14 protein-coding genes are annotated in these 14,469 nt (G+C 55.4%); 4 read left to right on the top strand and 10 right to left on the bottom strand.

Features of this window, described 5'->3' with window-relative positions:
* Positions 1-64 precede the first annotated feature (64 nt).
* Entirely contained in the window at positions 65-160 is a 96-nt protein-coding gene (locus tag CKO_RS23505; protein ID WP_233609019.1) for a KPN_01571 family protein, read from the top strand.
* A gap of 58 nt (positions 161-218) precedes the next feature.
* Here CKO_RS23505 and CKO_RS06840 read toward each other — a convergent pair whose 3' ends face one another.
* Entirely contained in the window at positions 219-1,472 is a 1,254-nt protein-coding gene (locus CKO_RS06840) for an MFS transporter (RefSeq protein ID WP_012132469.1), read from the bottom strand.
* A gap of 120 nt (positions 1,473-1,592) precedes the next feature.
* Between CKO_RS06840 and CKO_RS06835 the strand changes: the two genes are divergently transcribed.
* The 3 genes from CKO_RS06835 (at position 1,593) to bioD (ending at position 4,662) form a co-directional block, all read left to right on the top strand.
* The gene (locus CKO_RS06835) at positions 1,593-2,492 is read left to right on the top strand and encodes a LysR family transcriptional regulator (protein WP_012132468.1); all 900 of its coding nucleotides are present in this window, start codon (positions 1,593-1,595) and stop codon (positions 2,490-2,492) included.
* Positions 2,493-2,620: 128 nt separating this feature from the next.
* Positions 2,621-3,841 carry a sugar metabolism global transcriptional regulator Mlc gene (gene mlc, locus CKO_RS06830; RefSeq protein WP_012132466.1) on the top strand — a complete coding sequence of 407 codons (1,221 nt, stop codon included), beginning with the start codon at positions 2,621-2,623 and terminating at the stop codon, positions 3,839-3,841.
* 125 nt (positions 3,842-3,966) lie between these two features.
* A complete protein-coding gene (gene bioD / locus CKO_RS06825; protein WP_024130350.1) occupies positions 3,967-4,662 on the top strand; it encodes a dethiobiotin synthase in 696 nt (231 codons plus the stop codon).
* On the opposite strand, the gene clcB is transcribed toward bioD, so the two are convergent.
* The 9 genes from clcB to ynfF form a co-directional block, all read right to left on the bottom strand.
* The gene (gene clcB, locus CKO_RS06820; RefSeq protein ID WP_048902388.1) at positions 4,618-5,907 is read right to left on the bottom strand and encodes a voltage-gated ClC-type chloride channel ClcB; all 1,290 of its coding nucleotides are present in this window, start codon (positions 5,905-5,907) and stop codon (positions 4,618-4,620) included. The genes bioD and clcB overlap by 45 nt on opposite strands.
* A 164-nt stretch (positions 5,908-6,071) precedes the next feature.
* Positions 6,072-7,220 carry an osmoprotectant ABC transporter ATP-binding protein OsmV gene (gene osmV / locus CKO_RS06815; RefSeq protein ID WP_012132462.1) on the bottom strand — a complete coding sequence of 383 codons (1,149 nt, stop codon included), beginning with the start codon at positions 7,218-7,220 and terminating at the stop codon, positions 6,072-6,074.
* Positions 7,220-7,867, bottom strand: coding sequence for an osmoprotectant ABC transporter permease OsmW (gene osmW, locus CKO_RS06810; protein ID WP_012132461.1), 648 nt, complete (start codon positions 7,865-7,867; stop codon positions 7,220-7,222). The genes osmV and osmW overlap by 1 nt, the downstream gene beginning before the upstream one ends.
* Before the next feature lie 9 nt (positions 7,868-7,876).
* Positions 7,877-8,779: an osmoprotectant ABC transporter substrate-binding protein OsmX gene (osmX, locus tag CKO_RS06805; protein WP_012132460.1), complete on the bottom strand. Its 903-nt coding sequence runs from the start codon at positions 8,777-8,779 to the stop codon at positions 7,877-7,879.
* A 27-nt stretch (positions 8,780-8,806) separates the two neighbouring features.
* On the bottom strand, positions 8,807-9,517 hold the full coding sequence (gene osmY, locus CKO_RS06800) for an osmoprotectant ABC transporter permease OsmY (protein ID WP_012132459.1): 711 nt from the start codon (positions 9,515-9,517) through the stop codon (positions 8,807-8,809).
* Between the two features lie 305 nt (positions 9,518-9,822).
* Entirely contained in the window at positions 9,823-10,437 is a 615-nt protein-coding gene (gene dmsD / locus CKO_RS06795; RefSeq protein WP_024130349.1) for a Tat proofreading chaperone DmsD, read from the bottom strand.
* A gap of 41 nt (positions 10,438-10,478) precedes the next feature.
* Positions 10,479-11,336: a dimethyl sulfoxide reductase anchor subunit family protein gene (locus CKO_RS06790; RefSeq protein WP_012132457.1), complete on the bottom strand. Its 858-nt coding sequence runs from the start codon at positions 11,334-11,336 to the stop codon at positions 10,479-10,481.
* A gap of 1 nt (position 11,337) precedes the next feature.
* Positions 11,338-11,955 (bottom strand): dimethylsulfoxide reductase iron-sulfur subunit DmsB, encoded by a 618-nt coding sequence (dmsB, locus tag CKO_RS06785; RefSeq protein WP_012132456.1) that lies wholly within the window; start codon positions 11,953-11,955, stop codon positions 11,338-11,340.
* 10 nt (positions 11,956-11,965) lie between these two features.
* On the bottom strand, positions 11,966-14,401 hold the full coding sequence (gene ynfF, locus CKO_RS06780) for a selenate/tellurate reductase subunit YnfF (protein ID WP_012132455.1): 2,436 nt from the start codon (positions 14,399-14,401) through the stop codon (positions 11,966-11,968).
* Positions 14,402-14,469 lie beyond the last annotated feature (68 nt).

The following is a 14,469-nucleotide window of genomic DNA, read 5'->3' as shown; positions in this document are numbered from 1 at the left end:
TCTCGCTTTTGGCTATCGCGCGGGGTAAAGTCAAACCTCAACAATAAAAATAAATACACACAGCATGATGAATCCAATTATCTGGGTTATCTTTGCTCTTCTGGCACTGGATGCCGTCAGGGAATTGATGGGGGCTTCTTCCATCCTGGGATTGTGGTAATCCAAAGCGCTGGTTGAGCTGTAAAGAATGCCCGGGCTCGACCCGGGCATTCTCTTTATCAAACGTGCAGACGATGATGCAGGCGGGAGCCAACCAGCAGCGCCAGAAGCAGCATCAGCGCGATAAAACCGCCCACACCGTTCCAGCCATAGCTGTGCCAGAATACCCCGCCTAACGTCCCGGCAATGCTGGAACCCAGGTAATAGCTGAAGAGATACAGGGAAGATGCCTGGCCTTTGGCGCGTTTCGCGCGTGGGCCAATCCAGCTGCTTGCCACCGAATGCGCGGCAAAAAATCCGGCGGAGAAGAGCAGCATTCCGGCGAAAATCAGCCATAGCGACGTGAACAGCGTCATTAACAGCCCGAACAACATCACGCCGGTTGAGAACAACATCACCGGCCCGCGACCATAACGCGTCGTCATGGCGCCTGCTTTAGGCGAGCTCCAGGTGCCCGTCAGGTAAGCCACCGATAAAAGCCCCACAATGGCCTGGCTGAGTTCCCAGGGCGAAAGCATCAACCGATAGCCGATATAGTTAAATAGCGTGACAAACGACCCCATTAACAAAAAGCCTTCTGCGAATAACAGCGGCAGACCCCTGTCGCGCCAGTGAAGGCGGAAGTTGATGAACAGCGTTTTGGGGCGTAATGAGGTCGGTCGGAAATGGCGGGATTCCGGCAAGATTTTCCAGAACATCAATGCGGACGCCAGCGCGAAACAGCCGATCGCCGCCAGTGCGATGCGCCAGTTAAAAAAGTCGGTAAATACGCCGCTGATCAGACGCCCGCTCATGCCGCCAATCGAGTTGCCGCTAATGTACAACCCCATTGAGAAGGCGACGAAACTGGGATGGATCTCTTCACTTAAATAGGTCATGCCTACCGCAGCGACGCCGCTTAACGACAGGCCAATCAGCGCGCGCATGATTAAAATGCCATGCCAGCTGGTCATCATGGTGGAAAGCAGCGTACAGCAGGAGGCCAGCAGTAGCGCCGTCACCATTACAGGTTTGCGGCCGATCGCGTCGGACAACGGGCCGGTAAACAGCAGCCCGATGGCTAACATGCCGGTGGAGATGGAAAGCGAGATACTGCTGCTGGCGGGAGAGACGCCAAATTCATGGGACAACACAGGCAGTATCGGTTGTACGCAATAGAGAAGGGCGAACGTCGCCAGCCCGGCGGAGAATAGCGCCAGCGTAACGCGCATAAACTGGGATGTACCACGTTTTATATATTGAACCGGCTGGGAAATAATGTGTTCATCAACATCGCTCGCCGTTGCGGTGTCGACAGCAGTAATACGACTCACTTGAAATCCTTGCTCAACATCCCCGTGATTATGGTGACGGGTATGACCTCAGTGCTAAGAGTAGGAAAATCAAAATATTCTGTCTAATATATTAATAATCTCAAATAATATTTATAAAATATGAATATTGAACTTCGTCATCTACGTTACTTTGTGGCGGTTGCGGAAGAGTTGCATTTTGGCCGGGCGGCTGCGCGGCTGAACATCTCTCAACCTCCGCTAAGCCAGCAGATCCAGACCCTTGAGCAGCAGATTGGCGCGCGGCTGCTGGCGCGAACCAACCGGAGCGTTGCGCTGACGGCGGCGGGTAAGCAGTTTCTGGCAGACAGTCGGCAGATCCTTGGGCTGGTGAATGAGGCCGCCGCCCGCGCGGAACGCTTGCATCAGGGGGAGACCGGCGAGCTGCGCATTGGCTTCACCTCATCCGCGCCGTTTATTAAAGCCGTCTCGGATACGCTGTCTCTGTTTCGCCAGGACTACCCGGATGTGCATATGCAGACCCGCGAAATGAACACCCGCGAGCAGATTGCGCCGCTTAATGAAGGCGCGCTGGATATGGGGTTACTGCGCAATACCTCATTGCCGGATACGCTGGACTGGGAAGTGATTCTGCATGAACCATTGCTGGCGATGATCCCCCGTGAACATCCGCTGGCGCAAAAGCCGGTCGTGACGCTGGCGGAGCTGGCGAAAGAACCGTTTGTCTTTTTTGATCCGCATGTCGGAACGGGGTTGTATGACGATATTCTCGGCCTGATGCGCCGTTACCATCTCACTCCGGCGATCACTCAGGAGGTTGGAGAGGCGATGACGATTATCGGGCTGGTAGCCGCAGGACTGGGGGTGTCGATTCTGCCCGCCTCGTTTAAACGGGTACAGCTTGATGAAATGCGTTGGGTGCCCATTGCCGAAGCGGACGCCGTGTCGGAAATGTGGCTGGTATGGCCGAAACATCATGAACAAAGTCACGCTGCGCAACGATTTCGCCATCAACTTTTAACGGCCGCAAAGCGCGCTTAATTTAGTTTAAAAAGGGATGAAAATGTGCAGTAAATCACACGGCTAAGTAAAAAGTTGACGACAACTATTGAAGTCATTCACCATAGCCCACAGATTATTTCGGAGCGCGAAAATAAAGGGAGTCAGAGGTGGTTGCTGATAGTCAGCCAGGGCATATCGATCAAATCAAGCAGACCAATGCTGGCGCGGTATATCGCCTGATTGATCAGCTGGGCCCCGTGTCGCGAATTGATCTTTCTCGTCTGGCGCAACTGGCGCCTGCCAGTATCACTAAAATTGTTCGCGAAATGCTCGAAGCGCATTTAGTTCAGGAGCTGGAGATCAAAGAGGCGGGAAGCCGTGGTCGCCCGGCGGTCGGGCTGGTGGTGGAAACCGAGGCCTGGCACTATTTGTCTATTCGTATCAGCCGTGGCGAGATTTTTCTCGCCCTGCGCGACCTGAGCAGCAAGCTGGTGGTGGAGGAGTGCCTTGAGCTACCGCTGGTTTCTGAGACTCCGCTGCTTGAACGCATCATTTTTATGGTCGATCAGTTTTTTATCCGTCACCAGCAAAAACTCGAACGCCTGACCTCTATCGCCATCACCTTACCCGGTATTATTGATACTGAGAATGGCATTGTGCACCGCATGCCGTTTTACGACGATGTCAAAGAGATGCCGCTGGGGGAAACCCTCGAACACCACACCGGCGTACCGGTCTACATTCAGCATGATATCAGCGCCTGGACGATGGCCGAGGCGCTTTTTGGCGCATCGCGCGGCGCGCGTGATGTTATTCAGGTGGTGATTGATCACAACGTTGGGGCTGGCGTGATTACCGACGGCCACTTACTGCATGCGGGCAGCAGCAGCCTGGTGGAGATCGGCCATACGCAGGTCGACCCCTACGGTAAACGTTGTTACTGCGGGAACCACGGCTGTCTGGAAACGATCGCCAGCGTGGACAGCGTGCTTGAACTGGCGCAGCTGCGACTCAATCAGTCAATGAGTTCTTCGCTGCACGGGCAGCCGCTGACGGTGGATTCGCTGTGCCAGGCGGCGGTGCAGGGGGATTTGCTGGCGAAAGATATCATTAGCGGCGTCGGGATGCATGTTGGCCGCATTCTGGCGATCATGGTGAATTTATTTAATCCGCAAAAAATTCTGATCGGTTCGCCGCTGAGCAAAGCGGCGGAAATCCTTTTTCCGGCAATTGCGGACAGCATCCGTCAACAGGCGCTGCCGGCGTATAGCAAACATATCGCCGTCGAAAGCACGCAGTTTTCCAATCAAGGGACGATGGCGGGCGCCGCACTGGTAAAAGACGCGATGTATAACGGTTCTTTGTTGATTCGTCTATTACAGGGTTAACATTTTTTAACTGTCGTACGAAAATTTGCGCTAACGCAAGCTGATCGCGATTGTCATACCTTAGACTTTCTCCACTGTATTATTTTCCTGGCTTATATTTTCGAAGCATAACGGTGGAGTTAGTGATGCTGAAGCGTTTCTTTATTACAGGTACAGACACTTCTGTTGGGAAGACAGTGGTTTCCCGCGCATTACTACAAGCGTTAGCGTCAGGGAACAAAAGCGTCGCAGGTTATAAACCCGTTGCGAAAGGCAGCAAAGAGACGCCGGAAGGCATGCGCAATAAAGATGCGCTGGTGTTGCAGAGCGTCTCTTCTATTGAGCTGCCTTATGAGGCGATCAATCCGATTGCGCTGAGCGAAGACGAAAGCAGCGTGGCGCATAGCTGCCCGATCAATTACACCCTGTTATCCAACGGGCTTGCCAGCCTGAGCGAAAAGGTTGACCACGTCGTGGTGGAAGGCACCGGCGGCTGGCGAAGCCTGATGAACGACCTGCGTCCGTTATCTGAATGGGTCGTGCAGGAGCAGTTACCGGTGCTGATGGTGGTGGGGATTCAGGAAGGCTGCATTAACCATGCGCTGCTGACCGCACAGGCTATCGCCAATGACGGATTACCGCTGATCGGCTGGGTGGCGAACCGCATCAATCCCGGACTGGCGCATTATGCCGAAATCATTGATGTGTTAAGCAAAAAACTGCCTGCGCCGCTGATTGGCGAACTGCCTTATTTGCCGCGTGCCGAACAACGCGAGCTGGGGCAATATATCCGTCTGTCAATGCTCGGCAGTGTGCTGTCGGTAGACCGAGTCCTCGCGTAACGTTCGCGATAAGACCGACGCCACCACGCAGGCAATCAGTAATCCGGGGAGTAGTCGATACTCCCCGGTCATTTCACAGATCATCAGCGTCGACATCATCGGCGCGTGTGTTGTTGCCGCCAGCAGCGTCGCCATTCCTGTTAATCCCAGCAATATTGCCATCTCATCCGCTCCCGGAAGCCAGAATCCCCACATCCGACCGTATAACATACCAATCGACAAGCCGATGAACAGCGTGGGGGTAAAGACGCCGCCGGGCGCACCGGAACCGCTGCTGGCGAGTACGGCGAGTAATTTGCAGATGAAGATCCCGGCGATCACGGAGAGCAGCGGCGGAGAGAGCAAAAATGACTGCACGACGCTGTAGCCATTTCCCCAGACGGCCGGCGTCAGCAGGGATAGTAAGCCAACGATGAATCCGCCCAGCGCCAGTTGCCACGGAGGCGATAATTTCAGCCGAATAAAACCGTTATGAGTGGTGGTCATTAACCACATAAACAGCGGCCCGCAGACGCCAGCCACCAGCCCGGTGCTGATAATCATCGCATATTCCCGCACATGTAAATCCAGTGACAGGTGAACCGTATAGAGCAGGGCATTACCGCCGCTGAGCAAATGGGTGGTCAGTAATGCCACGACGGCGGAAATCACAACGGGGCCCAGCGACGCCAGCATCAGCGTGCCAAACAGGATTTCCGCGATAAAGAGGCTGCCCGCCAGCGGGGCGTGATACGCGCTGGCCATCCCTGCCGCAGCGCCGCAGGCGATCCACAATTTCCACTCTTCACGCGGGGTGCAACGCTGAGCAAAACAGGATGCCGCCAGCGCTGCCAGTAAGATCATGGCTCCTTCGCGCCCGATGGCGCTACCGCTGGCGACGACCAGCAGCGAAGCAAGGGACTTCACCAGACTTGCCCCGTAATCGAATTGCCCATCTGTTTGCAGGGCTTCCATGTAGTCGGTGGGGGCATGGGGGCGTTGTTGATTCATTTTCTGCCAGCCCCAGAGCAGCGCACCTGCCGCGAGACCGCCCACGGCGGGGGTGATCAGCCGTCGCCAGGGAGAAAGGTTTGTCGCGGCATTCACCAGGCTTCCCGTATCGTTACGTAAAAAAAGCCATTCCAGCACCAGCATGGCGTGACGAAACCCGGCTACCGCCAGTGCGGCAAGGATGCCAATTATTGTCGCGATTAACAGGCGGCGAAACATCGCTCGCAGATCAGGGTATGTATGTAGGCGGTGCATGGGCAGACCACACAGGCATTTTCAGGAGTGTCTATTTTGCGGGTAAACAGCGCGGGACGCAAAAGCACTGCGTGCGCAGGGGGAACTGCCCGATGGCGCTTCGCTTACCGGGCCGACAAGAATGTGCTCCGTAGGCCGGGTAAAGCGTAGCTGCCATCCGGCGTTTAGCTACTTTCGTGAATATTCAGCGCCCGACGGGTACGGCCTGAACTGAGATAATCGGCAATGTAATCCTGCGAGATTTCGCCGTTATAGCGTCCTTCCTCATCGACAATGGGCATCCAGCTGGTGTTACTCTCGTACAGTTTCGACAGCACAATACGCAGGTTGTCTTCCGCTTTTCCGGTGACGCGAAACGGGTGGATTATATCCGCGCAGGTGCCGTTGGCGTTTCTGGCTTCACGACGCTTCACAAAGCCAAGCGGCTTGCCGTCGCTATCGACAACGGTGATCGCGCGAATATCATTATCGTCCATGATGCAAAATGCCTCTGCCAGCGAGGTGGCGGTGCGGGCGGTCAGGGTGGGTTGTTGGTCGGTTACGTCGCCCGCCGAAACCAGCAGAAGACGTTTTAGCGTACGATCCTGACCGACAAATGAGCCGACAAATTCATTCGCCGGTTTTGCCAGCAATTCATCCGGGCTGGCGCACTGTATAATGCGGCCCTGGCGGAATACGGCAATCCTGTCGCCCAGTTTCAGCGCTTCATCAATATCATGGCTGACCAGCATCACCGTCTTTTTCAGCGCCCGCTGCATATCAAGAAACTGATTCTGAATCACCTCGCGGTTAATCGGGTCCACCGCACCGAAAGGTTCATCCATCAACAGTACCGGAGGATCGGCCGCCAGCGCGCGGATCACGCCGATGCGCTGTTGTTGACCGCCAGACATCTCTTTCGGGTAGCGATGCAGAAACTTTTTCGCATCCATTGCCACCATGTCCATTAACTCTTCCGCGCGACGTTTGCAGCGGGTTTTATCCCAGCCCAGCATACGTGGGACAACCGTGATGTTCTCTTCGATGGTCATGTTGGGAAACAGGCCAATTTGCTGGATCACGTAGCCAATGTTGCGCCGTAGCGTGACGGTATCCATCGCACTGGTGTTTTGTCCGTTAATGAAAATATTGCCGCTGCTGGGCGCGATCAGCCGGTTGATCATCTTCAGGGTGGTGGTCTTGCCGCAGCCTGACGGCCCAAGCAGCACGCACATTTCACCTTCCGGCACGTTCAGATTGATGTTATCAACGGCGTTAAGCGGTTGGCCATTCTTCTGTGAAAAGCGTTTGGTGAGGTTTTCCAGTTTTATCATTATCGTATCCCCTTAGGTGTCAGTACGACTTGCAGGCGATGCAGCAACCAGTCGAGCACAATGGCCAACAGACAAATCATCAGCGCACCGGCGATTAACATGCGGATATCACTCCCGCCGATGCCGTTCAGTAACAGTAACCCCAGGCCGCCAGCGCCAATGACGGCGGCGATGGCCATCACGCCGATATTCATGACGACGGCAGTGCGAATCCCGCCAAAAATCACCGGCAGGGCCATCGGAATTTCTACCCAGCGCAGACGCTGCCAGAACGTCATGCCAATTCCGCGTCCCGCTTCGCGCAAGCCCGGCGGTAAACTGTCGAGCGCGGTGTGCGTGTTGCGCACAATCGGCAGCAGCGAGTAAAGAAAAACGGCGGTAATTGCGGGAAGGGCGCCAATCCCCTGACCGATCAGCGAAAACAGCGGGATCATCAAACCAAATAATGCGATGGAGGGGATAGTGAGCAGCAGCGTTGCCGCCCCTAACACCGGCGTAGCCAGCCATTTATGACGAACAATCAGAATGCCCAGCGGCACGCCAATGATAATCGCCAGACCGACGGCCAGCGCAACCAGCCACAAATGCTGAAGAGTGAGGCTCGTCAGATAACCCGCGTTATCCATCATGTAATGAATCGTATCCATAAGCGCTCCTTACAGCAGACCTTTTTGTTGCAGGAATGTGCGCGCAACCTGCTGGGGGGACTGGTGATCGATGTCGACCTGCGCATTAAGCGTCGAGATGACGTCGTTATTGAGCAGCCCGGAAAGGGTATTCAGCGCATCATCCAGCCCCGGATGAGCATCCAGTATCTCTTTACGGACGACAGGCGTGACAGCGTAACCTGGGAAGAAGCCTTTATCATCTTCCAGCACCTTGAGGTCAAAACCCTTCACCCGGCCATCAGTGGTGTACACCAGACCGGCGTCCACAAAGCCATCGCGCACGGCGTTATAGACCAGACCCGGGTCCATTTGCCGAATCTGCGGACGGTCAAGCTGCATCTGGTAGGCATCCTGCAACGGCTTCATCCCGTCGCTGCGCCCGGAAAACTCAAGGTCGAGACCTAACATCCAGTTATTGTCAGGGTCGGTCTGGCGGATGTGTTCGATTTTCGCCACCATTTCCGACAGGGTGTTGATGTTCTCTGCTTCGGCGCGTTTGCGCTGCATGGCGAACGCGTAGGTGTTATTCATATTCGCCGGGTTTAGCCATACCAGTCCGAGCTTCGCATCCAGGCGTTTGACGGTATCGTAGGATTCCTGCGGGCTCATCCGTTTATCAATGTGGTTAAAAATGATCAGGGACGTGCCGGTGTATTCCCAGGTGATATCAATCTGCTTATTCACCATGGCATTACGTGAAATCACCGCCGCAATGTTGGTGCGTGGCTGAACCTGAAAACCCTTTTTTTGCAGGTACTGCACGGTCATGGCGGAAAGGATGTGTTGTTCGGTAAAACCTTTGGTTGCAAGGATCAACGGGGCCGCCTGAGCCTGTCCGGTAACGAGCAACGCGGCGGCAAGCCATCCCAGCAGATGTTTTTTTAATGTCATTCAGCGCTCCTTATTCTTATCGTTGTATCAGGCCGTATGCGGACTGAGGATGCGGCCAAGCAGGGCAAGCAGGCTGTCGAGAATCAGCGCCACCAGAGCGGTTGCCGTTGCGCCCAGAATCAGCGTCGGGAAGTCATTGAGGTAAATGCCGGGGAAAATCAGCTCGCCGTAGCTGCTGGCCCCAATCAGGAACGCCAGCGGGGCCGTACCCACATTAATCGCCGTCGCGATCCGAATCCCTGCAAGCATCACCGGCCAGGCATTGGGCAGCTCAACCTGACGCAGACGCTGCCATTTCGTCATACCGATGCCGTTTGCGGCTTCAATCAGGGAGGCGGGAACAGAACAGAGCCCGGCGTAGGTATTGCGCACGACGGGAAGAAGCGAGGCGAGGAACAGCGCGAAAATCGCCGGAACGTCGCCAATGCCGATGATCACCATCGCCAGTGCCAGCACGGCCAGAGGCGGCAGAGTATTGCCTACATTAAAGAGCTGCATTACGTATTCGGCGAATCCTTTGGCTGCCGGACGGCTCAGTAAAATGCCGCTGGGAATACCGATAACTAAGGCGAAGAACATGGAGGTAAAGACGAGGAGTAAATGCTGTTTGCCCAAATAAAGCAGATCAACCTGACGCGCTTTAATGGTTTCCAGACCCACTCCCCAGACCAGCAGCGCCAGCACAAGAGCGATCGCGCCAGTAAACCCGAGCACGCGTTTTAACGTAAAGGTGTGCATTGCGGTGTGTCTCCCTGTTTGCATGCGTTATGGCAACGAAAGAGACGTTGCGTGTTGTTATGCCATGTAGCGGCAGGGTGTTTTGAGCTATAGCAACACGTCGGGAAGGATTCCAGCGAGACAGGTATTTAAATTAGCAGGCTATGCATGCCCGTTGCTCATTTGCCCTTACAGGGCGAAGGATGTGCGCGAATGTGAAGAATTATCTTAAAAACGGAAAGTTAAAGTGACGCTGTCACTTATTGATAAGAGGAAACAACCGGTTTTTGACGATAAAGGCAGGGCGTACCCTGCCTGAAAAAGCGTTAGCGAAACAGCGGTTTTACGGCGACGGGGATCAGCAACTGAGATTGCCACTGCGCCAGCGTTTGCTGTGCCAGCTCACCTGCCGCCTGGTAAAATGGATGGTTTGCGCCTTCGATGAAAACCGCCAGGAAGCGCGCAGACCACGGTAACAGATGCCAGGCCAGCAGTTGTTCGCATTCGCTATGACGGCCATTTTCCGCAAGCCAGGCAGCCAACAGCAGCAGGGAACCAAAATGATCTTCCGGTTCATTTTGCTGGATCTCAAACTGGATGCCGTTGTCCCGCATCCACTGGCGTAATGCCAGCGTAGATTCGCCAAACAACACGCTTTCACGGTCCAGCCAGACCGATCCCCAGGGAGGCGACGGAAGCGCCCAGGGACCGACAAACAGACGTTGCCAGGCTTGCGGGAGCGGCTCCTCGATGTCGGCCTGAAAAACCGCCGCAATCGGCGCCAGAACCTCCGGTGAAAGTGGCCACTGCGCCTGCCAGCCGTCGGTTTTTAACGCTGAAACCAACGGGGCGGCTTCGGTACTGTCTGGCGCATAATAAAACAACGCGCCCAGCACGCGTGCAGCCATAGAAAAATCGTCACGTTGTGAAAAAGAAGTCATGAAACCATCCTGAAAGGTGCGGGTTTCCCCGCACACGTAAGTTAACCTGCAATGGCCATTCCGACGGTCATATGCAGGCCGTAAAACAATCCGCGACCTATGATTTCGCCGCCAAGCACCAGGATTAACCCCAGCAACAATCCGGCGACGTGCGGTTCTTTGCGGCGCACTAACGGGCATATCCAGCAACCCAGCCCGGCAGCAAGTAGCACTACGCGCCAGACCTGTAAGCGGCCATAGTCTGGAACCAGCGCGCTCGCCTGTTGCACGGAGCTGTGGATCGCCCCAAGCGACATGCCTTGCATGATGATTACGGCCGCGCAGACTAACAGCGCCAGCACGCTGATGCTTGCGAACGTCGTGCCGTTGAATCTGGCGCGCGCGGCGCGCAATATCAGCGCCGCAAATAGCGGCCCGCTCAGGAACACCGTCAGGAAGAATGCCAGCGTCGTGTAGCCATTATACCAGGTCGGAACGGTATCGATCTGATAGACTCGCGTCATTGCCCAGACAAATACCACCCCGAGTACCATGCTGACCAGCAGCCAGATTTTGCCCAGTGCTTCCGGTATTTTGCCGAGCACAGCCACCAGCCACCAGAAACCGCCTACGGCAAAAAAGACAGAGCCAGCGGCAATTTCATTACTCAGCGCGGAAGCGCCTACCCGGTTAAGCGAGTTAAACGCGCGGAACGGCGAGCCGAGGTGCATGATCGACGCCAGAAAACCCAGCCCCATGACGACCCATAAAAAGAACATGCCGCGCACAATACGCTGTCTGCTGGCCGCATCGTCTTTCGCCGCAAACCAGCCCAGACCGCTGACAATCAATGCGCCGACAACGCATTGACCGAACACCGTAAACAGCACCAGCGGCCATTCATGCCATCCATTTCCCATTTTATACCTCCTTCGGATTTGCCAGATAACCCGTGGTATCCCCGGTCGGGCGGCTGTTGGCGTTGGGTTTAATCACAATGTTCGGTCTGGTGAAGTGCGCACCCGGCAGCGGCGCAACGGCCGCCAGCGTGCCATGTTTCTTCCGCAGCTCTTCTATCGGGCCAAAGTCCAGCGCGCGCAGCGGGCAGGACTCGACGCAGATCGGTTTTTTGCCGTCGGCAACGCGGTCATGACAGCCGTCGCATTTGGTCATGTGGCCTTTGGCGGCGTTGTACTGCGGCGCACCGTACGGGCAGGCCATATGGCAGTAGCGACAGCCGATGCAGACGTCCTCATCCACCACCACAAAACCGTCCTCGCGTTTGTGCATCGCGCCGCTCGGGCATACTTTCGTGCAGGCCGGGTCTTCGCAGTGGTTGCAGGAGATGGAGAGATAGTAGGCAAAGACGTTCTGGTGCCAGACGCCGTTATCCTCCTGCCAGTCGCCGCCCGCATATTCATAGATGCGGCGGAAACTGACGTCCGGGGTTAAATCTTTGTAGTCTTTGCAGGCCAGTTCGCAGGTTTTGCAACCGGTGCAACGACTGGAGTCAATAAAAAATCCATATTGGGTTGTCATCGGTTACTCCTTATACCTTCTCAACCTGAACGAGATTGCTGTGAGACGGGTTCCCCTTCGCCAGCGGAGAAGGACGATGTGATGTCAGAATGTTGATGGAACCGCCGTGATCGACCTGGTCGCCAAACATATCCGCCTTGAGCCAGGCGCCTTGTCCGATGGCGGTAACGCCCGGCAAAATGCGTGGCGTAACTTTTGCCGGGATCAGCATCTGCCCGTTATTGTTAAATACGCGCACCGTGTCGCCCTGTTGGATGTTGCGCGCTTTCGCGTCAATGGGGTTAATCCAGATCTCTTGCGGGCACGCTTGCTGCAACACGTCAATATTGCCGTAGCTGGAGTGGGTGCGGGCTTTATAGTGGAAGCCGGTCAATTGCAGCGGATAGGTTATTCGGATGGGATCGTCCCAGCCATCAAACCCTGGCGCATAGGCGGGCAGCGGATGAACGATCTCATCGTTTTCCAGCTCCCAGGTGTCGGCGATGGTCGCCAGCCGCTCGGAGTAGATTTCAATCTTCCCTGATGGCGTTTTCAGCGGACTGGAGGCAGGATCTTCGCGGAATGCACGGAAGGCGACATAGTGTTCCTCCGGGCATTTTTTCTTGAAGATGCCGGTGGTTTTCATCTCTTCGTAGTCCGGCATTTCCGGGTTACGCGCTTTGGTTTTGGCATGCAGGTATTTCACCCACTCGTGCTGGGTACGGCCTTCCGTAAATGTCTGGTAGACGTCCGGGCCGAGACGTCTGGCGATTTCACTCAGCGTCCAGTAGATCGGCTTTCTTTCAAATTTTGGTGAGGTGGCCGGTTGCCCCAGGATGACATAACCCATGTTGCCTGCGGATTCGTGCGAAATAAGATCTTCCTGTTCCGTTGGCATCAGGTCCGGCAGCAGAATGTCGCAGTATTTGGCGGACGCCGTCATGAAGTGCTCAATCCCGACGATCATTTCGCACTTGCTGTCGTCCTGTAATACGTCATGGGTGTGGGCGATGTTGCCATGCTGGTTAATCAGCGTATTGCTGGCGTAGCACCACATAAATTTGATCGGGACATCAAGCTTATCTTTACCGCGCACGCCGTCGCGTGTGGCGGTCATTTCCGCGCCATGATCGATGGCGTCTGTCCAGGTAAAAACGGAGATCTGCGTTTTTACCGGGTTATCCAGCATAGAAAACCACTCTACGCCGAGGTCCCAGGTGCCTTCACGCACGCCGGAGTTGCCGCCGTTGATCCCGACGTTGCCGGTCAGGATAGAGAGCATGGCGATCGCGCGCGCAGTCTGTTCGCCATTGGAGTGACGCTGCGGCCCCCAGCCCTGACAGATATACGCCGGTTTTGCTGAGCCGATTTCCCGTGCCAGCTGGATGATTTTTTCCGCCGGGATACTGGTGATATGCGCGGCCCATTCCGGTGTTTTGGCAATACCGTCCGGGCCATCGCCCAGAATATAGGCTTTATAGTGCGCATTACGCGGCGCGCTGGCGGGTAAGGTCGTTTCGTCGTAACCGACGCAGTATTTATCGAGGAAAGGCTTGTCGATCAGATTTTCGGTGATGAGTACCCAGGCGATCCCCGCCGCCAGCGCGGCATCAGTACCGGGACGAATAGGGAGCCATTCATCTTCGCGACCCGCCGCCGTATCGTTATAACGCGGATCGATGACGATCATTCTGGCGTTGGAGCGTTCGCGAGCCTGTTCCACATAGTAGGTCACGCCGCCACCGCTCATGCGCGTTTCTGCCGGGTTGTTGCCGAACATTACCACCAGTTTACTGTTGGCGATGTCATCCGGGCTGTTGCCGTCATTCGTGCCGAACATATAACTCATTGCGGCGCTGATTTGTGCGGTACTGTAGCTGCCGTAACGGCTGAGATAACCACCGCATGAGTTCATCAGACGATAAGGCACGTTGGAGTTCGTGATGTTCCCGCCATCCACGCCGGTGCCATACAGCACATGTACGGCTTCGTTGCCGTAGTCTTTCAGAATACGCTTCAGGTTGTCGCCAATGGTATCCAGCGCTTCATCCCAGCTGATACGTTCAAATTTGCCTTCGCCGCGTTTACCGACGCGTTTCATCGGGTATTTAAGGCGATCCGGGTGATTCATACGGCGACGGATCGAGCGTCCGCGCAGGCAGGCCCGCACCTGATGATTGCCGTAGACGTCATCGCCGGTGGTGTCGGACTCGACCCAGTACACCGCATCATCTTTCACATGCAGCCGTAGCAGACAGCGACTCCCGCAGTTGACGGTACAGGAACTCCAGACCGCTTTTTCTTCCACTGGCGCAGGCGAAAGGCCGTCAGCGGCGTGGGCGATTCGGGAGAAAGGAAGCGTGAAGGCGCTACTGGCGAGCGCGAGACCACTAATGGCGGATGTTTTCACCAGACTACGACGGCTGATAGTGGCCGTCATGAGCGCCTCAGGCGTGGTGATTTTCATAGTTACTCACTTTGCTTATTGATTAAAAAAAAGAAACGCGATTTATAAAATTTGTTTTTACAGGACGT

This window comes from Citrobacter koseri ATCC BAA-895, from assembly GCF_000018045.1.
Taxonomy (GTDB): domain Bacteria; phylum Pseudomonadota; class Gammaproteobacteria; order Enterobacterales; family Enterobacteriaceae; genus Citrobacter_B; species Citrobacter_B koseri.
The sequence above is the reverse complement of the archived record's forward strand: the minus strand, read 5'-3'. Positions and strand labels throughout refer to the sequence as shown.

Coding starts and splice junctions, on each gene's coding strand:
- osmX (WP_012132460.1), bottom strand. CDS start 8,779: ATGACATTAAAAAAACATCTGCTGGGATGGCTTGCCGCCGCGTTGCTC.
- dmsB (WP_012132456.1), bottom strand. CDS start 11,955: ATGACAACCCAATATGGATTTTTTATTGACTCCAGTCGTTGCACCGGT.
- CKO_RS23505 (WP_233609019.1), top strand. CDS start 65: ATGATGAATCCAATTATCTGGGTTATCTTTGCTCTTCTGGCACTGGAT.
- osmV (WP_012132462.1), bottom strand. CDS start 7,220: ATGATAAAACTGGAAAACCTCACCAAACGCTTTTCACAGAAGAATGGC.
- ynfF (WP_012132455.1), bottom strand. CDS start 14,401: ATGAAAATCACCACGCCTGAGGCGCTCATGACGGCCACTATCAGCCGT.
- clcB (WP_048902388.1), bottom strand. CDS start 5,907: ATGCACCGCCTACATACATACCCTGATCTGCGAGCGATGTTTCGCCGC.
- dmsD (WP_024130349.1), bottom strand. CDS start 10,437: ATGACTTCTTTTTCACAACGTGACGATTTTTCTATGGCTGCACGCGTG.
- CKO_RS06835 (WP_012132468.1), top strand. CDS start 1,593: ATGAATATTGAACTTCGTCATCTACGTTACTTTGTGGCGGTTGCGGAA.
- osmW (WP_012132461.1), bottom strand. CDS start 7,867: ATGGATACGATTCATTACATGATGGATAACGCGGGTTATCTGACGAGC.
- osmY (WP_012132459.1), bottom strand. CDS start 9,517: ATGCACACCTTTACGTTAAAACGCGTGCTCGGGTTTACTGGCGCGATC.
- bioD (WP_024130350.1), top strand. CDS start 3,967: ATGCTGAAGCGTTTCTTTATTACAGGTACAGACACTTCTGTTGGGAAG.
- CKO_RS06790 (WP_012132457.1), bottom strand. CDS start 11,336: ATGGGAAATGGATGGCATGAATGGCCGCTGGTGCTGTTTACGGTGTTC.